The organism is Bacillus sp. FSL L8-0099, from assembly GCF_038006385.1.
Taxonomy (GTDB): domain Bacteria; phylum Bacillota; class Bacilli; order Bacillales; family Bacillaceae_G; genus Bacillus_A; species Bacillus_A toyonensis.
Map to the genome: position 1 here is coordinate 4,765,964 of NZ_JBBOVC010000001.1, position 18,656 is coordinate 4,784,619.

Sequence of the window (18,656 nt, forward strand, 5' to 3'; positions counted from 1 at the left end):
ACCATCACACCTAGTAAATTGCTATTCATGGCTAATCTACTCCTTACATAACCTCTTTTTCTAACAAGATTATATCTCTTAAAAATAAAGATTAGGTAAAGATAATATGAAAATAACTTGAAAAAAAGCGTAGCATGTATGATCTACGCTTTTTTCAGTAAGTAGAAGTAAAATAACACACCATCTTCTGTATTCTTTACCCCATATTCAGCATCGTGCAGTTCTAAAATATTCTTTGAAATAGCAAGCCCAAGCCCTGTTCCACCTTGTGAACGATGACGTGCTGCATCCACGCGATAAAAACGATCCCAAATTTTATCTAATTGCTCTTCTTCAATATGAGTACCTTTATTTTCAATACACACTTTTATACGATTTTTCTCATCTATTGTAGAAATAATAATATCCTCTTTATTCGGTGTATAACGTATGGCATTCGTAATGAAGTTCACGATGACTTGTTCAATCCGGCCTTGATTTGCGACTACTTCAAATGGACCTATATTTTTATGAACACGAAGTTCTTTTTTCTCTATTTCTACAGAAAGGTGTTCACATATATCTTCAATTACTGTATCGATATAAAATGAATCCATTTTCATTTTATATGTACCTGACTCAAATTTAGCTAACTCAAGCATATCTAAAATTAACGTATCCATTTTATCTACTTCTCGTTCCATCGCTTGAAAATAGTACTCTTTTTTATGTTCAGCTACCCCATCCTTTAAAATAGAAATACAGCTTTTCATAATACTTAACGGTGTTTTTAATTCATGTGAAACACCAGAAATGAATTCCTTCCGCGTCTTTTCTAGCTTTCTTTCCTTTTCAATATCTTGTTCTAGCTGTCCAATATGCGAATGGAGTTTATTCGATAGCGTATTAATATTTTTCGATAAATCACCAATTTCATCTTTTGAAGTAATTGGTATTTTTTCTGTGAAATCTAAATGCGCTATTTTTTTCGTCGTATCATTTATTTTTAGTAACGGTTTTGCAATTTGTTTTGAATAATAGAACGAAGCTAGAAAAATGAGAACAACTACAAATGCAATGATGTATATGTAATAATCTTGAACCATTTGTACAGCCTCATCTACAGGCTGTAAAGAAGCCATCGCATATATATATGCTACTGATCCATCTTTTTCTTTTATTGGCTTGATTAATAATTTATATTTTATATCATTTTTTTCATAGTCCATTGTTTGTGTTGCATATTGTGTGTGCTTGCTCTCTTTTAATAATAAATCCGTTTGAAATTCTTTTATGTTATCCAAGAATATACTATTTTTATAAATTGGATTCACAGGACCTTTTACATCTGGGAACTGTACTTTTGTAACACGTCCTTCTATGTAAAAGCCTAATTCCTGAGCAGCTTCTTCCTGAACAGCTGGTTTCTTTTCCTTAACAAGTTGCTCCCCAGCTGCTCTCCTTTTCTCCTCATCTAATTTAATTTTCTCCTGAAACGCTTTTTCTAATGGCTTATTAGATCCATTTAAATTTTGCTTACTTAACATGAAAGAGAATGGAATAAAACTATCTTCTTGTTTCATCCCAGAAACAGACATTGTTTGTCCTAAAAACTGATCTGATGATTTATTATCAATCTCCTCTATATTGACGAGATTGTATAAGGGAATCTTGAATATTTGTTGTCCAAACTCCTTTTGTTTCCTACGGTCTATCGTTACCTCAAAATAAAAATCATCCACATGTTTTAAATTCCCATTCTGATCTAATGTCGTAATCCACGTATTATTTTCTCTAAAAAAGTCTTGCTCCAGTTTCTGAATTCCTTCTGCATTTCCTGCATAATTTAAATAATTCTTTTCAAAGGAATTTAAATTCACTTTAATATCTTCTACTTTTCGATTCGCATAATATTGTTTGAAAAATATCGTTTGTCCAATAAATATCGTCGCTAAAATTAACATACATAATGCTGTTGTGAGAGTAAATAATTTTAGTACAATCCCTTTTCTCATACATTCCCCTCAAATTTATATCCAGTTCGTACTACAGTTGTAATGTACTTTGCTTTCTCTCCTAATTTATTTCGCAAATTACGAATATGGCTATTAACTGTTCGATCATCGCCAGCAAATTCGTATCCCCAAATTCTTGAAATTAATTGTTCCCTTGTTAGTACAATCCCTTGGTTTTTCATGAAATACACCAATATTTCAAACTCCGTATGCGTTAAACTAACATCTACCTCATCAACAGTAACAGTACGTGATGGAAAATGAACGTGGATACCATGAATTGATAACGTATCATCTTCATTCTCTAAAGGTTTCTTCGATGCTTTTCTACTTTCTAATAATCGTTTCGCCCTTGCTAATAAAATTGGTGGACTGTACGGCTTCGTCACATAGTCATCTGCTCCAAGTTCAAAACCAAGTAACGTATCATCTTCATCTACGCGCGCCGTCAACATAATAATAGGCACCTCGGACGTCTTCCGAATTCTTCGGCAAACAGACCATCCATCGAGTTCCGGCAACATAATATCTAAAATAACTAAATCAACCTCTTCTTCTTCAAATACAACTAAAGCTTCTTTCCCGTCCCTTGCTTCAAACACTACATATTGTTCACTTAAAAAATAGTCCTTTAATATTTCACGTAATATATCTTCATCTTCAACAATTAAAATGTTTTTTGACATAACGTATGTATCCCCCTCTCGCCTTCAGAAACTATAATTTTATTTTGAATAACTAGCAGTTAACTTCGCCTCGATAATATATCTATCCGGTGCATCTCCTATATAATCAAATGGGTAACAAGTTGTCAGTGTTAATAGTGGTTCTTCTTTTTTTATAATAACAGTACGATCATCCGCATGGGTAATCCACGTCTTTTGAATTTCATATGTGTAAGTTTTATTATCATACTCTAAAGTAAGAGTATCCTTTTCTTTCAACTCTCCTAAATCTGTAAATACAGTATCCCGGTGCCCACTTAATACAGTATGTCCCCCTCCAGATGGCGTTGTCGTTAAATCGCTAACAAACATACCAACTCCTTTTTTGAGCGTTGCATCATTCGCTCCCCAATATATAGAAAACTTCTTCTTTATTTTCGGTATATTTAACATTGCTACTTTTTCTCCTTCTTTATGTTCTATTTGAGAAGAAGGCACTTGAGAAGTTACAGGTGTTTCATGAGCAAGTTGAGTATCTTGTATATTTTTAAGATTCTTTATTTCTTCTGCCGTTAATTCTTGCGCAGAGCTTTTTCCTTTATACCATTCCACAGCGTAATATGATCCCATGAATAGCCCTATGGCCATCAATATGATACCGATATAATTGAGTAACTTCATGTTTCATCCCTCCATGCAAAAAATGGTAGGAATAACCTACCATTTTTAATATGTGAAATTATCCCATTCTTTATAGGACAATATTTTATTTACGCCTTAACTTTATTACGACGATTCAAACCAAATAATGTACCTATCGCTACAAGACATGCGCTTAATCCCATCATTGCTACATTATTAGATGCTGTATTTGGTAATTTTTCACCTTTTACAACTGGCTTCGCTACTTCTTTTTTTGCCGCATCTTTTTTTTGTTGCACTTGTGCTTCTTCTTTTTTCCTTACTTCATTCTTTTGTTGCTCTTTTATCGCAGCTTCTTTTTTAGCCATATCACTTTTCTCTTGGACTTGTGCCGCTTGCTTTTTCTCTTCTTCATTTTTTTGCTGCGCCTTAATTGCTTCTTCTTTTTTAGCTTTATCTTGTTGCACTTGCGCTTCTTCTTCCTTTGTTACTGTTCCAGTATCCGCACTTGCTACTGAAGAATATCCTACTGTTAAAAGTGCCATTGCACAGATCGGTAATAGTTTCTTTTTCATTTTATCTCTCTCCTCTTATACGTTTTACATCACTTCGCATCGGATGTATCACTAGAATAAACAAGAGAGATAAATATAAGATGCAGATGAAATATATTTCATTTAAAGATTTCATTGTAGAAAAATAAAAAACATCGCAATATATACGATGTTTTTTGAGTGCGTGTCTCAATATTTACATGTTACTTTCGCGTGTTTCAGAAGTAGAGCGGGCCGGAGCGATAACTAATTGTCTCGGCTCAGTTTTCTTGAAGTGATTTTTGACGTTACACTTACGACGTTGAACAACCCACGCTTTAATAGGATTTGTTAAAATAATCTTTTGCTCTTCGTTAGGGGCCTCTTCTTCCAATCTACAACTTTCGCTCCATTTACGCCATTTCATTGTAATTTGCGAAGAAGAATGATCGTCTTTACGATCAAACAAGTGCAAAAAATCCATTTCTCCAGCTAGCATTACGGTGTTACTAGTCGCTAAAAAAGAAAAGGTTGTCCAACGTTTCTCCATGCCCTCCTACTCCTTCTTCACATATAGAGTGCCTAAAACTTAATTTACCTAAAATGTGCTTGCCTTTTACCTTACACCCCTAGTTTATCCAAAATACTATTATGCAACTATCGATTTGTCTTACAACTACCTTACAGTTTTGTAAGAAACGAAAAAACCTTCACTATATATACGTGAGGGTTTCTTAATTCTTATCTATATGATTTTTCATATTATCAAGTCCAGCTTCTTTGAGCTGTGATATCATACCGTGGGAAATTGCGCCTAATACTAAAGTCATTCCAATTAGTGAAATGCGAATTGCAGGTACATCAATTATGTAAGCCAACATACCAAGAACAATTGTTAACAGCAATGCTTTTATAAATGTTACACTTGTATACTGTTTCTTTTTCATCATAATCACCCTTCGTGGAAGCGTTTTCTTAATGTAATCAGTATATCATATCATCTGATTATTTTGTGGGGATTTTTGTAAAAACCTTATGTCTTCTTTGACTTTTTTCTTTCTATCCTTTACAGTCGAAATGTTCACAAGTTTTACACTGTAGGAGGATTCAAATGAAAATTGAAATAAAAGACACTTTAATTTCTGAAGAACAATTACAAGCAAAAGTAAAAGAACTAGCACTTCAAATCGAGCGTGACTTTGAAGGAGAAGAAATCGTAGTAATCGCAGTATTAAAAGGTTCATTCGTATTCGCTGCTGATTTAATTCGTCACATTAAAAACGAAGTAACAATCGACTTTATCTCTGCATCTAGCTACGGAAATCAAACAGAAACAACTGGAAAAGTAAAACTATTAAAAGATATCGATGTAAACATTACTGGAAAAAACGTAATTGTCGTAGAAGACATTATCGATTCTGGTTTAACACTTCACTTCTTAAAAGATCACTTCTTCATGCACAAACCAAAAGCATTGAAATTCTGTACGTTACTTGATAAACCTGAACGCCGTAAAGTGGACTTAAAAGCTGAATATGTTGGCTTCCAAATTCCAGACGAATTTATCGTTGGCTACGGTATCGACTGCGCAGAAAAATATCGTAACTTACCATTTATCGCTTCAGTTGTAACGGAGTAATATAATAAAATAAAGTGAAACTTTAATCAGTGGTTTTTTTCTCCCACTGATTATTAGCCTTCACCAATCGGGCTTTTACGGGCAGTTAATCTCCCACCTGACTTCCTCGTATTCGGCGAAATTTGAGGTGGGAGTCTTACTGCCCGTTAATCGGGGTAAACTTCCATCAATTACTGATGGAAGTTTATTTTCTATCACAATTCGTAAAAGACAAAGGGAGAGAATAAAAATGACAAAGAAAAAATTTGAAAAAGTACTCCTCATCGTAAATCCAAAAGCTGGACAAGGCGACTTACATACAAATTTAGCGAAAATCGTACCACCTCTTGCGGCGAATTTTCCTGACTTACGTATCCTTCATACGAAAAAACAAGGTGATGCAACAAAATATTGTCAGGAGTTTGCTAGTAAAGTAGATTTAATTATCGTCTTTGGCGGTGACGGAACTGTATTTGAATGCACAAACGGCTTAGCTCTTCTTGAAACTAGACCTACACTTGCAATTATTCCAGGCGGAACTTGCAACGACTTCTCTCGCACACTTGGTGTTCCGCAAAACATTTCAGAAGCGGCAAAACTTATCACAAAGGAACACGTAAAACCAGTTGACGTTGCAAAAGCAAATGGACAACATTTCTTAAACTTCTGGGGCATTGGTCTCGTATCTGAAGTATCAAACAATATCGATGCAGAAGAAAAAGCAAAACTTGGAAAAATCGGCTACTACTTAAGCACAATTCGAACTGTAAAAAATGCTGAAACATTCCCAGTTAAAATCACTTACGACGGACAAGTATATGAAGATGAAGCTGTTCTTGTTATGGTTGGAAACGGTGAATATCTTGGTGGTATTCCCTCCTTTATTCCGAACGTAAAATGTGATGACGGTACACTTGATATTTTCGTAGTTAAGTCAACAGGCATTCAAGCGTTTAAAGATTATATCGGAAAGAAACTATTTGAAGACTCAAATGAAAATGATATTTTCCATGTAAAGGCGAAATCCATTCATATTGAAACAGAAGAAGAAAAAGAAGTAGATACAGATGGCGAAAGTTCACTTCATACACCGTGTCATATTGAATTGTTGCAAGGGCACTTTACGATGATTTATAATCCTGCGGTTGTATAAGAAAAAACGAGTGCTATCACTCGTTTTTTCTCTTCTAATCTAGTTATGTTGTTGAATCATTTCTTGTATTTCTTTAACTCTCTCCAAAGTAATTCCATTTCTTTGTTCGATCGCTAAAGGATGCTCGGTTGGCTCTAATTCAACATACGGCGCCATTCCTACTTCTCTTATATGTACATTTGTTTTTAAATTTAGTGTTTCTGGATAAACTGGTATTTCTACAGATAACCAACCAAAGTAAGGATCACTATTTTCTCGGCCTCTTTCATCCCACTTCTCTAATACTTCATCATAACTTTCTTTACTAAGTGATGCCCACACAGTCCAAATGAAATTTTCGTGATAATCAATTATAGGAATCTCTAAACATCCTCTAATAAAGTAATGTTCATCGTCCATTACACAAAGATCTGATGTTAAATGGAACCGTCCCTCTCTTTCATGAGGCGCCACCTCGTAATAATAATATGGCGCTACACTTTCGTAGCATAAAGGAAGTGTAAAACGATTCATCTGTACTTTTTCTCCGGATTTTCTTCTTCTTTTCATTTGTTATTCTTTCTCCTATCCTTTTCAGTCACAATCAAATTCTACCCAATTTTTCCAATGCGTATTAGCATTTTTATTCACAATAACACTTGGATCTTTCTTCTCTATTGCAGCGGCTACTGATTGGAAGAATTCATTTTCACTTACTTTTTCTTCTTCAACATGTTTCCATTCTTCCGTTTCATAAGCTACTTGCCAGTCGCCTTCTAAACCAAACTCTTCTAAAATTTCTTCTTTATCCCACCATAATAATTCTTTAGCTTCATCATTAGTAGCAAGCATACGCATGAAGTATGTTGGATACTGCTCTGTCGTTTGTACTTCTATTCCATTATTCGCATAATCTTCTTCTGTAAATTGATATTCAAAATGATGCTCACGAATCTTTAAACTGCCGTTATAAATATCCAGTATAAATTCACCTTCATCATCAAACAACTCATAATCGCCATCATTTAATTGCAAAATACCATCATCACCCATTGAATGAGTAATTCTATCTCCATATACTTGAATATCATTAAATACACCTAATGAACCTGTACCAACAAATTGAAACACCATTAACCAATCCTGATTCTCTTTAAAGAAAAGAAAGAATTTCACTTGTGAAATATCCATATTTTCATTATCTAAGATAGGAAATTCATACTTACTTTGCTTTCTATCTAATAACCTTAAAATATCTTTTTGCACATTTATCACCTTTTCATTAATATTATCTAACATTTACCGTGCTCTCATGCAGCTGAAAAAATTCCTCTTTCATTGAGTAATAAAAACTCTCAATCTGTTACTTGAAAAACTTCAGAATCTATATTTAATATTTTTTATAAATCTTGATGATTAAAGTTATCTTTTAGACCATGCGTATGATAATTAGCATGGATACCATCAATATCTTCTGCTAATATGCTATGCATGTACCATCCATGCTCTTGTAGCATATTTTCTTCCCATGCATCTGAATCCTCTTCTAACTCTTCATTAAGTAAATTCGGATCATACCACACATCTTCGTAATCTCCATCAATTAAAAATCTCCAACCAGGTGGTAACCCTAAATACTTCTTTATTTCAGGTGCCCATTCATCAATATGTTGAACGTGTAAAGGAAGAAAGAAATCTTCTTCTGTCCCCATTTCTTCACCAGCCCAAATGTACCAACCTGTCGTTCCGTTTTCTACAGGCATTCGTAACCCATTAATTGGAACGGTACCACTTTTCACATTTTGCGCTATCCCTAACTTAAAGTTATCTGGTGATTCTACATACTCCGCCTCATATTTTTCACATATGCGTAGTTGCTCTTTTATGCATTTCTTCATCCTCTTAGCATACTCCTCAATTTTTGAAATATAGATTTCTTTGGCGAAGCACTCTCTAACTTCCATACCCCACACGGATTATAAAATGGATCCTCTTGTTCATAACGACTATCTATATAATGAGATAAAAGATACACTGGAGCATCTTCTTTGAAACTAATTGTATCTCCATCTTTCAAATTAGGTTTTTCCAATATATTATGTAGGTTAAAATCATTTAATAAATCTACAGCTACTTCCGGCTCTATTCCTCCGTCTAAAACAACGTCTGGTAGATTAAATGCTTGCATTCCACATGAATAATAACCGTCCTCTTCATCTCCAACTAAAGTTACAAGATGTGAATACATAGGAAAGATTTCCTTATCCTCTGCAAGCCCTTGCCATTCTTCTTTTGAATAAGCTACACCTGCTGTTTCAACTTTTAAAGCAAGTCCACCTGCATTTAAAAGTTCCATTCCTACATCAATTACTTCTTGTAACCTCTCTGTATCGTCAACTTTTGCAATAACATACACTGTATAAGTATGCTTCTCCAAATCCCGAAGCAATTCTTCATCAAAACGCTCACCACTTGCATAGAAGAAAGCCTCTCTCAAAGAAGGATCTTGTTCATATATATCGATTTCAAAGCCAATCTCCTTCTCCTTATGGTGCATACTATTCCCTGCTAACATATAGTTACTTTTACTCACAACTTCTTGTATTAATTCTGTTCTATCTTTCCATAAACCAGGTACTCCAATAACGATTTGTGTCTCCATTAACATGCTCCCTTTTCAATTAAAATCACTACAATATTTTGAATGATAAAAAAGCATAGCTGAATTACTAAGCACCTTCTACTAATCTTCTTTAAAACCCTTAAGAAATACGTAGTAAGCATTTCTTATATATATTGCTCTATATTAAATCCTAGTTATTTCTATATTGTATTTTATACTACCTATTAATTAGCGCTACTTACTTTCATTAAAAATCTAATGAATTCTAGAAAGAAACTCAACTAAAGAACATAAGGTTTTAAAGAAAAAATATCTATTCCGACTCTTTATCGACACTTTTCGATTTTCTATTTCATAATCACTCAAAATGAATTACAATATATTCATACAAAAAGATATCGTAAACTAAGTGTAATATCTACCTTGTTTATTAGTATTAAATAAACAAAAAATCCCGTGTCCAAACTCAACACGGGATTTTTTCATTTACTAACAATCCGAAAATAAGCACGAACCGTCAACAAATAATAACCAATATAAATAAAGCTATACACGCCAATGCTAATTAACAACGGAACTGCAATTTCATACGGAATAACTGTCGCTAATCCTTTCAGCGCAAATACAGTGTGTAATATACCAAGTACTAAAGGAGTGAAGAAGATAAATCTCATTTGTTTTGCGATTGCCTTTTTCATTTCTTTTTTCGTAACACCGAGTTTTCGAAGAACGATGTACCGTTCACGGTCTGCATGTGCTTCTGTTAATTGTTTGAAGTAAATGATAGACCCTGTTGCAAGTAAAAATACTAGACCTAAGAAAGTTCCACTAAACATCATTAAACCTGACGTTTCAATACCGCTGCGGAATATCGTATAGAAATCGCTGAATTGCTCTCTTCCTTCTGCATCTTCTTCCGGTATTACTTTCTTTAATTTCTCTGTTAACACTTTACTATTTCTTTCATCTTTCACATCAATATTTTTCACAGTATGAGCTCCAATTGTCTTCTTCGCTTGCTCATACACTTCATCCGGAACGACAAATAGAAGTTCATATAAGTTTGTAATGTTTTGTGCTTGGACATCTTTCACTTGTACCGGTGCTGCTTCTCCAATTGGGAATATAGCTTTTCTCCCTTTATATACACCACTATCTCTATTTCCTTCACTATACATAGCATCAAATGCATACGCTTCGGTCTTCTTTAAAGACACAGTTTCTTCATTCAAATATTTTGCTATTCTATTAAATGCTGACTGTGCGATTATTTCAGTTGTTCTTGCATGTAAACTATCTTTATTTGAAATATCATCACCGTATTCACCTATCACTTTTACTGTCTCTAACTCATATTGATGAATGACTTCATTCTTTTCTTCTTTTAAAATCTCATTCACTTTACGATCCACATGATTATCTTTCATTTCATATGAATAACTAACTGGCTTATATTTTTTCGCCTGCATATATGTGTTGTAATACATTGTTACAGAAGTTCCAACCGCCGTTAAAGTTACTGCACTTAATACTGCAATCGTCGCTAACGATTTCGCATTTCCTTTAATGCGGTATAGTAACTGCGATGTCGTCACAATTTGCATTCCGTTATAGAATGAAGATTTTTTGTTTCGCACTCTTTTTAATACAAAAATAGTAAAGAACATAAATAATAAATACGTTCCAAGTACTGTTGCTAATAAAATGTAAAGAGCAAGTGGCATAAAGTTATCACTGTTTGCATTTTTAATAGCCGTTACTGATAAGAAATACCCTGATCCAATTAATAATATAGAAATGATAGCCATTATTTTAGAACCTTTTGGCATGACTTCGCCTTCGTTATCTGCACGGAATAGCTCAATTAACTTAAATTGATAAATAACGCGGTACCCTTTAAACGATGTGTATAAAATAATGAAACAAAAAATAACTGCTGTATCTATAACCGCTCCAATCGGTACTTCAAAGTGAACTTTTACACCTAACTCCATCATATTTACAAGTAAATTCAGGAACCCTTTTGAAAGTAAACTACCTATTATAATTCCGATTACTAACGATAATAACCCCATTAACATGTTTTCATAAAAAAGCATTTTACCTATTTCTTTCTTTCGAATACCAAGTAAAGAATAAAGACCTATTTCTTTCTTACGTTTTCGTGTAAAGAAACCATTCGAATATATAATAAATATCGTAACAAAAATAATGAGCATTACACTCGCAAGCTGGAATCCTCGTCCGATGTTATCTCCAGCTTCACTTATTTGTGAATTGTATTGCAGCGCCTTAAATGTAAAATAAATGACGATGCTAAAAATCATAGACGCAAAGTATATAAAATAATCTTTAAAATTTCGTTTTATATTACGAAGCGCAATGCTAGATAAGCTCATTTATAGCACCTCCAGAAATTGAAGACATCACATCAATAATTTGTTGGAGGAATTGTTTGCGTGTCATATCCCCGCGGTGTAATTCTTTGTATAACTTGCCATCTTTAATAAATACAACACGTTTACAATAACTTGCCGCAAATGCATCATGCGTTACCATTAAAATTGTTACACGATCTTTTTCGTTTAATGTTTTCATGCTTTCTAATAAATCTGTCGCTGACTTTGAATCAAGTGCACCCGTTGGCTCATCCCCAAAAATCATACTTGGATTTGTTACAATCGCTCTTGATGCTGCACAGCGCTGTTTTTGTCCACCTGATGCTTCATACGGATATTGATTTAAAATATGATCTATTCCAAACTTCTTCGCAATCGTCTCGACTCGTAATTCTACTTCTTTCGCCTTCACTTTTGATAAAGCGAGTGGCAGTGCAATATTTTCTCGTACTGTTAACGTATCTAACAAGTTATAATCTTGAAAAATGAATCCTAAATGATTACGACGAAATAGCGCCAATTCATCATCATTCATCTTCACAATATCTTTTCCATCAATTAAAATCTCACCTTTTGAAGCTGTATCAATGGTAGAAAGGACATTTAAAAGTGTCGTCTTACCAGAACCAGACGGTCCCATAATACCGACAAACTCTCCTTCTTTTACCTGTAAATGAATATCTTTCAACGCTTCAAACGTATTCCCGCCTGTATCATATATTTTCGAAATCCCTTTCGCCTCTAACATTGTTTTCATCTATCTGTACCTCCTGTTATGATTCTTGATGTCCTCTTTAAGCAACAGAATTCAGTATAGATATATTTTCTTAACAAATAGTGCTATGGTTTCTTAAGGTTTTCTTAAAAAGAAAAATCCAAAGCCGTAACAACCAACTTTGGATTTACTATTATTAAAATATCAAATTACACTTCGAACAAAAAGGAGCAGAATTCCCTTTTCTAATTTTCGCATTACATTTTGGACAATATACATATTGCTCTTCTATCTTTTGCCGCTCTAGCATATTTAAGGATACTATTCTCATACTACACATAATCCCAATTAATATAAGGCTAACAATGAGTAGCATATCTCTCACTCCCCTCTATATTTTACCATAAAATAACAAACCCGATTCTCTCATCTAGAATCGGGTTTATACTTACAGTCCTAACTCTGCCTTCGCACCATCAGGAATTTTATCTACATCTATTTGCACTTTATCGTGTAAAAACTTCCCTCTTGTAATTACATGCCAATACGATCCTATCGGTAATTCATCTACCCCATTAATCGTAACTTCTTTTACCTCTCCTTTTTCATCATAAGCTTTTACTGTATACTCACGACCTTTATTTCCATCTAACTCTTTTCCATCATTATCGATCACTGCATAACGATATTCTAAATCAAGAAATGGGTTCATTCGATCAATTGTAGCACTCCCATTTAATAAATATGCCGCCCCTGCTACAATCACAAGTAATGATCCTAAAATAAATCTTTTCATCTATATTCCGCCTTTCATTATGTTTTTCAATAAGACCTTTCTAAGTATAGAGAACCTTTCTTAATAAAAACTCGTACAGTTTCTTAACTTTTTCTTAATGTAACAGGGCTGTGCATCAGCACTTCGATAAATAAAGCCATATTCATAATAAAAGGAGGCTGCCGCCTCCTTTATTTACTCATCACTGTATTCCTTTTTTGTCTGTATAAATAAAACACACTCACAATCACTGCGATGATTCCTCCAAAATACACTCCATACTCTATCGCAATCGCCACAATACTTTCAATATGTTGTCCAAATATAGAACCAAGCACAAAGTAAACGAGCGTCCAAACAAAGCCTGTCGTATAGGAATATAAAACATACGTCTTAAATGACATGTTATTCATTCCAACTAAATACGGCACGATATGTCTTACAACCGGTATGAAATAACTCGTAATTAGTGCGTAATGTCCGTATGCCTCGACCATTTCTTGTGATTTTATAAAATACTTCGCCTTCTTCTTTTTCATTAATTTATGGAGTACTTTTGTCCCAAATATTTTCCCTAATATATATCCTAAAGAAAGCCCGGACACAACGCCTAAATATGTTAATAAAAACGCAGGAATAACACTTAATATACCTAATGAAGATACAAATCCTCCGCTCATCACAATCATTTCATCTGGAATTGGCATACCGATAATTCCTAACCATAAACAGAAAAATAATGCCCAATACCCGTACTGTTCAATGTATGATAATAATTCATGTAATTCCATTATGCATACGCTCTCCTTAGCTCTTTTTTACAGCTAAAGACGTAAGCTGGCGGGAAATTGAGCCACACTTTTTCTAATGTAATTTCAGGGAAGAAATGCTGTATAAAGCCTTTTTTCACAAGTGAATATTGAAATGTTATGAATTCCCCATTCTCATGTATCGCTTCCATTGCATTGTTTAAAATACGTTTTGAAACTTCTTCTGGTAAAGAAGTAAAAGGCAATCCTGATAAGACGTAATCAATGCATTCTATATTGAACTCTTCCATATACTTCTTTATATTTTCAGCTGAACCATGTACAACAATGACGTTCTTTTCATCTTTAAATTTTCTCTTTAGCTCTTTGCAAAACACTTCATTAATTTCAATAAGAAGAAATATTGTTTCCTTCTTCTTTCTCTTCATAATTTCTTTCGTAAAGACTCCTGTACCAGGACCTAACTCTACAATGCATTTCGCTTTATTAAAATCAATTACATCTACCATTTTCTTTGCTAATATTTTTGAACTTGGTGCAATTGCACCAGTATGTTTCGGATGTTTAATAAATTCATGTAAGAATGTTATGAGTTGCATGTAAACCTCTCCCCATTCGATCAATAGTTTTTAACTTGTGTCTAAGTATAACTAGCGTTTCTTAATAAAAATTGAGGAGATTTCTTAAGATTTTATGAAGAATAAAAAACAGCCACCGCCTATAGCGATAGCTGTCCCCTTATTACTTCGCACTCACAATCTTATAATAAGAGCGAACTGTTAAGAAATAATATCCGATATAAATAACGCTGTATACTCCGATACTAATTAGAAGCGGAATCATAATTTCAAATGGTAGTATGTTCCCTAAACCTTTTAATGCAAACAAACTGTGTAGAATTCCGATTACTAACGGAATTGCAAAGATAAAGCTCACTTGTTTTGCAATAGCTTTTTTCATTTCTTGTTTCGTTACACCGATTTTATGAAGGACAACGTAACGCTCACGATCTGCACTTGCTTCTGTTAGCTGCTTGAAGTAAATAATAGAACCTGTTGCTAGTAAGAATACAAGTCCCAAGAACATTCCGATGAACATCATTAGTCCAGTTGCTTCAAGTCCCATATGGAAACCAGTATAGAAGTCTCTAAATGGTGGTGCCATTTCTGATTCACCAGCTGGCATCACTTTTTTAAATTTTTCTGTTAATAATTTACTGTTTCTTTCATCTTTTACATCAATATTTTTCACAACACGTGTTCCAAATGCTTGCTTCGCTTGTTCATACATTTCATCTGGAACGACAACAACTAATTCACCTAAATTCGTAATTGCATTATTATTTGCACCTTGGATCTTCAATGTCTTCGTTTCATTTCCAATTTGGAATACCGCTTTATTTCCTTTATATTCAGGGCTAAACTCATACCCTTCAATATAAGAACTATCATATATAAAGGCTTCACCAGCAGCTACATTCACTGTTTCCGCATCGATTTTTTGCGCAAGTTTGTTGAATTCAGATTGAGATATAAATTGATATTTCTCTGAGATACTGTAGTTCATATTAAAGATAAAATCGACTTTAGCTCCTTCAAACTTTCCTTTTACAGGAACCATCTCAACTTCAAATTGATTTTTTACAGGATGATTTTCTTTCTCTTCAGCAAAAATCGCATTTACTTTCTTATCTAGTTCTGCATCTTTCTTCTCATAAGAGTAGCTGTATGGTGCAACTGCTTTTGATTGTGTAAATGTGTTGTAATACATCGTAACTGACGTACCAACTGCTGTTAATGTTACCGCACTTAAAATAGAAATTGTCGCAAGTGACTTTGCATTCCCTTTAATACGATATAGTAGCTGTGACGTCGTTACCATATTCATACCGTTATAAAACGATGATTTATTATTTCTTGCACGTTTCAATACGAATACAGTAAAGAACATAAATAGTAAGTACGTACCTAATACTGTCGCAAGTAAAATATAAAGTGCAATTGCCATAAAGTCTGCATACTTAACTGCCTTCATGAACATTAATGCTAAGAAATAACCTGAACCGATTAAGAAAACTGAAATTAATGCCATAATGACTGATCCTTTTGGCATTGCTTCTCCTTCACGTTCCGCACGGAAAAGTTCAATTAATTTAAAGCGATAAATTAAACGATATCCTTGGAGCGATGTATATAAAATAATCACAAGGAAAATAATTGCTGTATCAATAATGGCCGCCATCGGTACTTCAAAATGAACGTTTAAGTTTAATCCCATCATACTTACTAATAACTCAAGGAATAATTTTGAAAGGACACTACCAATCGCAATCCCAATTACTAATGACATTAATCCCATTAACATATTTTCATAAAAGAGCATTTTACCAATTTGTCTTTTACGAATACCTAATAACGAATATAAGCCAACTTCTTTTTTACGTTTACGTGTAAAGAATCCGTTCGAATATATAATGAACACTGCTACGAAAATGATAAGCATCACACTTGAAACTTGAAACGCACCGCTAATTTTTTTAGAGGCTTCCGCTGCTTTTTCCATTTGTGAATTATATTGCAGTGCTTTAAATGTAAAGTAAATGACGATACTAAAAATCATAGATGCAAAATATACAAAGTAGTCTTTAAAGTTCCGCTGTATGTTGCGGAGGGCAATGCTAGATAAGGTCATCAGCCATACCTCCAGAAATAGAAGACATTACGTCAACGATTTTTTGGAAGAACTGTTTACGCGTCGATTCACCGCGATGCAATTCTTTATATAGTTCACCATCTTTAATGAAAATAACTCGTTTACAATAACTCGCTGCAAATGCATCATGTGTTACCATTAAAATGGTAGAGTTATCATATTCATTTAACGACTTCATACTTTCAAGTAAATCTGTCGCTGATTTAGAATCAAGCGCTCCAGTTGGCTCGTCTCCGAAAATCATACTTGGATTCGTAACGATTGCACGCGATGCGGCGCAGCGCTGCTTTTGTCCACCAGATACTTGATATGGAAACTGACTTAAAATATGATCGATACCGAACTTTTTCGCAATTTCAAGAACACGTCGATCAATTTCATTTGCCTTTACTTTCGATAAAGCAAGAGGTAACGCAATATTCTCTTTCACTGTTAACGTATCTAATAAGTTATAATCTTGGAAAATGAAACCTAAATGATCGCGGCGGAATAACGCTAGCTTATCATCATTCATCTTCACAATATCTTTTCCATCAATTAAAATTTCACCGTTCGTCGCATTATCAATTGTAGAAAGAACATTTAGTAAAGTCGTCTTACCAGAACCAGAAGGTCCCATAATTCCAACGAACTCACCTTCTTTTACTTGTAAGTTAATACCTTTTAACGCTGCAAATTTATTACCACCCGTGTCGTACACTTTTTCAATATTTTTTGCTTCTAACACTGTTTTCATCTCGACATCCCTCATTTCTTCTATTCTCTATTTTCAACTATATACACTCTCTACTCTTGCCACTATCGATGTTTCTTACACAAACATGACAGTTATGTAAGACGCATAAGTAAAGATATAAAAATTTAACCTACTGAACAAAAGTACTTTGTTACTATAACATTGGGATATCATACCATCCATTCATTCTCCTTACAGGAACATTACAATTTTGTAAGGTAAAAAATGCACCTACAAAGTTGTGCACGAAATGTCGGATGGGGTTATTTCGTTCCTGCTATTCTATGTACAGAGGAGGTCATAGTATGGATTCACTTAAAAATATGAATGCAGCAATGCACTATATTGAAGATAACCTTACGAATGAAATTGATTTTAAAGAAGTTGCGAGGCTAGCTCTCTGTTCTGAGTATCACTTTAAAAGAATGTTTTCGTTTTTAGCAGGTATATCACTATCTGATTATATTCGCTGTAGACGTCTTACTCTTGCTGCTTTTGAACTAAAAGATAACAATGCAAAAGTCATTGATGTCGCTATAAAGTATGGGTACAACTCACCGGATTCTTTTGCACGTGCCTTTCAAAACTTGCACGGCATAACACCTTCAGAGGCCCGAAATAGTAGCCATTCTTTGAAAGCTTATTCACCAATGACCTTCCAGTTATCGATCCGAGGAGGAAATGAAATGAACTATCGAATTGAAGAAAAAGAACCATTTCAAATCATTGGTATTACAAAACGAGTACCGATTGTGTTTAACGGTGTAAATGCAGAAATCGCTTCTATGTGGAAAAGTTTAAATCCAGAGTCTATTCAAACATTAAAGTCCCTTTCAAATGTGGAACCAAATGGAATCATTAGTGCTTCTACAAATTTTTCTGAAGGAAGAATGGAGGAAAAAGGCGAACTCGATCATTATATTGGGGTAGCCACAACGAAAGATTGTCCAGAGCAATTCGCGCAACTTGAAGTCGCAACTTCAACATGGGCTATATTTGAAGCTGTCGGTCCATTTCCTGATGCATTACAAAATGTGTGGGGACGTATTTATTCTGAATGGTTCCCTTCTTCAAACTATGAACTAGCAGGAGGTCCGGAAATATTGTGGAATGAAAGTAAAGAGATATCCTCGCCGAATTTCAGAAGCGAGATATGGATACCTGTTTTAAAAAAGTAATATAAGAGTCTAAACCTTTTCAAAATAAAAAAGCTGCTCTTCCTTTTTAAAGGAAAAGCAGCTTCTTTATTTTATCCCGCTATTTGCGGGCAGTAAAACTCCCACCTCAAAATTCAGGTGAAGCAAAGAAGTTAGGTGGGAGATAAACTGCCCGTAAACGCCCA

The 18,656-nt window shown here is 34.2% G+C and carries 20 protein-coding genes and 1 pseudogene; 3 read left to right on the forward strand and 18 right to left on the reverse strand.

Annotated elements, in window-relative coordinates; translation table 11 throughout:
- Positions 1–143: 143 nt before the first annotated feature.
- The 6 genes from MHH42_RS24325 to MHH42_RS24350 form a co-directional block, all read right to left on the reverse strand.
- The gene (locus MHH42_RS24325; protein WP_070173870.1) at positions 144–1,994 is read right to left on the reverse strand and encodes a sensor histidine kinase; all 1,851 of its coding nucleotides are present in this window, start codon (positions 1,992–1,994) and stop codon (positions 144–146) included.
- A complete protein-coding gene (locus MHH42_RS24330; protein WP_000041849.1) occupies positions 1,991–2,680 on the reverse strand; it encodes a response regulator transcription factor in 690 nt (229 codons plus the stop codon). Before MHH42_RS24330 ends, MHH42_RS24325 begins: the two co-directional genes overlap by 4 nt.
- A 39-nt stretch (positions 2,681–2,719) precedes the next feature.
- Positions 2,720–3,340, reverse strand: coding sequence for a class D sortase (locus MHH42_RS24335; RefSeq protein ID WP_000771583.1), 621 nt, complete (start codon positions 3,338–3,340; stop codon positions 2,720–2,722).
- An 89-nt stretch (positions 3,341–3,429) separates the two neighbouring features.
- Entirely contained in the window at positions 3,430–3,876 is a 447-nt protein-coding gene (locus tag MHH42_RS24340) for an LPXTG cell wall anchor domain-containing protein (RefSeq protein WP_016109246.1), read from the reverse strand.
- A gap of 175 nt (positions 3,877–4,051) precedes the next feature.
- Entirely contained in the window at positions 4,052–4,384 is a 333-nt protein-coding gene (locus MHH42_RS24345; protein ID WP_000415609.1) for a hypothetical protein, read from the reverse strand.
- A gap of 184 nt (positions 4,385–4,568) precedes the next feature.
- Positions 4,569–4,784, reverse strand: coding sequence for a hypothetical protein (locus MHH42_RS24350; RefSeq protein WP_002039823.1), 216 nt, complete (start codon positions 4,782–4,784; stop codon positions 4,569–4,571).
- A 161-nt stretch (positions 4,785–4,945) separates the two neighbouring features.
- Between MHH42_RS24350 and hpt the strand changes: the two genes are divergently transcribed.
- Positions 4,946–5,473: a hypoxanthine phosphoribosyltransferase gene (hpt, locus tag MHH42_RS24355; protein WP_000687583.1), complete on the forward strand. Its 528-nt coding sequence runs from the start codon at positions 4,946–4,948 to the stop codon at positions 5,471–5,473.
- A 229-nt stretch (positions 5,474–5,702) separates the two neighbouring features.
- Entirely contained in the window at positions 5,703–6,605 is a 903-nt protein-coding gene (locus MHH42_RS24360; RefSeq protein ID WP_340894374.1) for a diacylglycerol/lipid kinase family protein, read from the forward strand.
- Positions 6,606–6,644: 39 nt separating this feature from the next.
- On the opposite strand, the gene MHH42_RS24365 is transcribed toward MHH42_RS24360, so the two are convergent.
- The 12 genes and pseudogenes from MHH42_RS24365 to MHH42_RS24420 all read right to left on the reverse strand — a co-directional run bounded on the left by MHH42_RS24365 (position 6,645) and on the right by MHH42_RS24420 (position 17,314).
- On the reverse strand, positions 6,645–7,154 hold the full coding sequence (locus MHH42_RS24365) for a DUF2199 domain-containing protein (RefSeq protein WP_000830223.1): 510 nt from the start codon (positions 7,152–7,154) through the stop codon (positions 6,645–6,647).
- A gap of 24 nt (positions 7,155–7,178) precedes the next feature.
- Positions 7,179–7,883, reverse strand: a complete 705-nt coding sequence (locus MHH42_RS24370) for a DUF7003 family protein (protein WP_000886479.1) — start codon at positions 7,881–7,883, stop codon at positions 7,179–7,181.
- Between the two features lie 104 nt (positions 7,884–7,987).
- Positions 7,988–8,482: pseudogene (locus tag MHH42_RS24375) on the reverse strand (immunity protein Imm33 domain-containing protein); the annotation flags it as partial.
- Positions 8,479–9,246, reverse strand: coding sequence for a DUF4261 domain-containing protein (locus tag MHH42_RS24380; RefSeq protein ID WP_000449854.1), 768 nt, complete (start codon positions 9,244–9,246; stop codon positions 8,479–8,481). The pseudogene MHH42_RS24375 and the gene MHH42_RS24380, both read right to left, overlap by 4 nt.
- 443 nt (positions 9,247–9,689) lie before the next feature.
- Positions 9,690–11,606 (reverse strand): ABC transporter permease, encoded by a 1,917-nt coding sequence (locus MHH42_RS24385; protein WP_000059453.1) that lies wholly within the window; start codon positions 11,604–11,606, stop codon positions 9,690–9,692.
- Positions 11,593–12,363, reverse strand: a complete 771-nt coding sequence (locus tag MHH42_RS24390; RefSeq protein WP_000855628.1) for an ABC transporter ATP-binding protein — start codon at positions 12,361–12,363, stop codon at positions 11,593–11,595. Before MHH42_RS24390 ends, MHH42_RS24385 begins: the two co-directional genes overlap by 14 nt.
- A 154-nt stretch (positions 12,364–12,517) precedes the next feature.
- Positions 12,518–12,697, reverse strand: a complete 180-nt coding sequence (locus MHH42_RS24395; RefSeq protein WP_000924677.1) for a hypothetical protein — start codon at positions 12,695–12,697, stop codon at positions 12,518–12,520.
- Positions 12,698–12,769: 72 nt separating this feature from the next.
- On the reverse strand, positions 12,770–13,117 hold the full coding sequence (locus MHH42_RS24400; RefSeq protein ID WP_000819389.1) for a YxeA family protein: 348 nt from the start codon (positions 13,115–13,117) through the stop codon (positions 12,770–12,772).
- A 170-nt stretch (positions 13,118–13,287) separates the two neighbouring features.
- A complete protein-coding gene (locus MHH42_RS24405; protein ID WP_000418929.1) occupies positions 13,288–13,887 on the reverse strand; it encodes a DedA family protein in 600 nt (199 codons plus the stop codon).
- Positions 13,887–14,465 (reverse strand): class I SAM-dependent methyltransferase, encoded by a 579-nt coding sequence (locus MHH42_RS24410; RefSeq protein WP_001176051.1) that lies wholly within the window; start codon positions 14,463–14,465, stop codon positions 13,887–13,889. Before MHH42_RS24410 ends, MHH42_RS24405 begins: the two co-directional genes overlap by 1 nt.
- A 142-nt stretch (positions 14,466–14,607) precedes the next feature.
- The gene (locus MHH42_RS24415) at positions 14,608–16,557 is read right to left on the reverse strand and encodes an ABC transporter permease (RefSeq protein WP_000176170.1); all 1,950 of its coding nucleotides are present in this window, start codon (positions 16,555–16,557) and stop codon (positions 14,608–14,610) included.
- Positions 16,544–17,314 carry an ABC transporter ATP-binding protein gene (locus MHH42_RS24420; protein ID WP_000859652.1) on the reverse strand — a complete coding sequence of 257 codons (771 nt, stop codon included), beginning with the start codon at positions 17,312–17,314 and terminating at the stop codon, positions 16,544–16,546. The genes MHH42_RS24415 and MHH42_RS24420 overlap by 14 nt, the downstream gene beginning before the upstream one ends.
- A 305-nt stretch (positions 17,315–17,619) precedes the next feature.
- Here MHH42_RS24420 and MHH42_RS24425 point away from each other — a divergent pair, with 305 nt between their 5' ends.
- Positions 17,620–18,492, forward strand: a complete 873-nt coding sequence (locus MHH42_RS24425) for an AraC family transcriptional regulator (protein WP_016109249.1) — start codon at positions 17,620–17,622, stop codon at positions 18,490–18,492.
- Positions 18,493–18,656: the final 164 nt, after the last annotated feature.

Coding starts and splice junctions, on each gene's coding strand:
- MHH42_RS24325 (WP_070173870.1), bottom strand. CDS start 1,994: ATGAGAAAAGGGATTGTACTAAAATTATTTACTCTCACAACAGCATTA.
- MHH42_RS24330 (WP_000041849.1), bottom strand. CDS start 2,680: ATGTCAAAAAACATTTTAATTGTTGAAGATGAAGATATATTACGTGAA.
- MHH42_RS24335 (WP_000771583.1), bottom strand. CDS start 3,340: ATGAAGTTACTCAATTATATCGGTATCATATTGATGGCCATAGGGCTA.
- MHH42_RS24340 (WP_016109246.1), bottom strand. CDS start 3,876: ATGAAAAAGAAACTATTACCGATCTGTGCAATGGCACTTTTAACAGTA.
- MHH42_RS24345 (WP_000415609.1), bottom strand. CDS start 4,384: ATGGAGAAACGTTGGACAACCTTTTCTTTTTTAGCGACTAGTAACACC.
- MHH42_RS24350 (WP_002039823.1), bottom strand. CDS start 4,784: ATGATGAAAAAGAAACAGTATACAAGTGTAACATTTATAAAAGCATTG.
- hpt (WP_000687583.1), top strand. CDS start 4,946: ATGAAAATTGAAATAAAAGACACTTTAATTTCTGAAGAACAATTACAA.
- MHH42_RS24360 (WP_340894374.1), top strand. CDS start 5,703: ATGACAAAGAAAAAATTTGAAAAAGTACTCCTCATCGTAAATCCAAAA.
- MHH42_RS24365 (WP_000830223.1), bottom strand. CDS start 7,154: ATGAAAAGAAGAAGAAAATCCGGAGAAAAAGTACAGATGAATCGTTTT.
- MHH42_RS24370 (WP_000886479.1), bottom strand. CDS start 7,883: ATGTTAGATAATATTAATGAAAAGGTGATAAATGTGCAAAAAGATATT.
- MHH42_RS24380 (WP_000449854.1), bottom strand. CDS start 9,246: ATGGAGACACAAATCGTTATTGGAGTACCTGGTTTATGGAAAGATAGA.
- MHH42_RS24385 (WP_000059453.1), bottom strand. CDS start 11,606: ATGAGCTTATCTAGCATTGCGCTTCGTAATATAAAACGAAATTTTAAA.
- MHH42_RS24390 (WP_000855628.1), bottom strand. CDS start 12,363: ATGAAAACAATGTTAGAGGCGAAAGGGATTTCGAAAATATATGATACA.
- MHH42_RS24395 (WP_000924677.1), bottom strand. CDS start 12,697: ATGCTACTCATTGTTAGCCTTATATTAATTGGGATTATGTGTAGTATG.
- MHH42_RS24400 (WP_000819389.1), bottom strand. CDS start 13,117: ATGAAAAGATTTATTTTAGGATCATTACTTGTGATTGTAGCAGGGGCG.
- MHH42_RS24405 (WP_000418929.1), bottom strand. CDS start 13,887: ATGGAATTACATGAATTATTATCATACATTGAACAGTACGGGTATTGG.
- MHH42_RS24410 (WP_001176051.1), bottom strand. CDS start 14,465: ATGCAACTCATAACATTCTTACATGAATTTATTAAACATCCGAAACAT.
- MHH42_RS24415 (WP_000176170.1), bottom strand. CDS start 16,557: ATGACCTTATCTAGCATTGCCCTCCGCAACATACAGCGGAACTTTAAA.
- MHH42_RS24420 (WP_000859652.1), bottom strand. CDS start 17,314: ATGAAAACAGTGTTAGAAGCAAAAAATATTGAAAAAGTGTACGACACG.
- MHH42_RS24425 (WP_016109249.1), top strand. CDS start 17,620: ATGGATTCACTTAAAAATATGAATGCAGCAATGCACTATATTGAAGAT.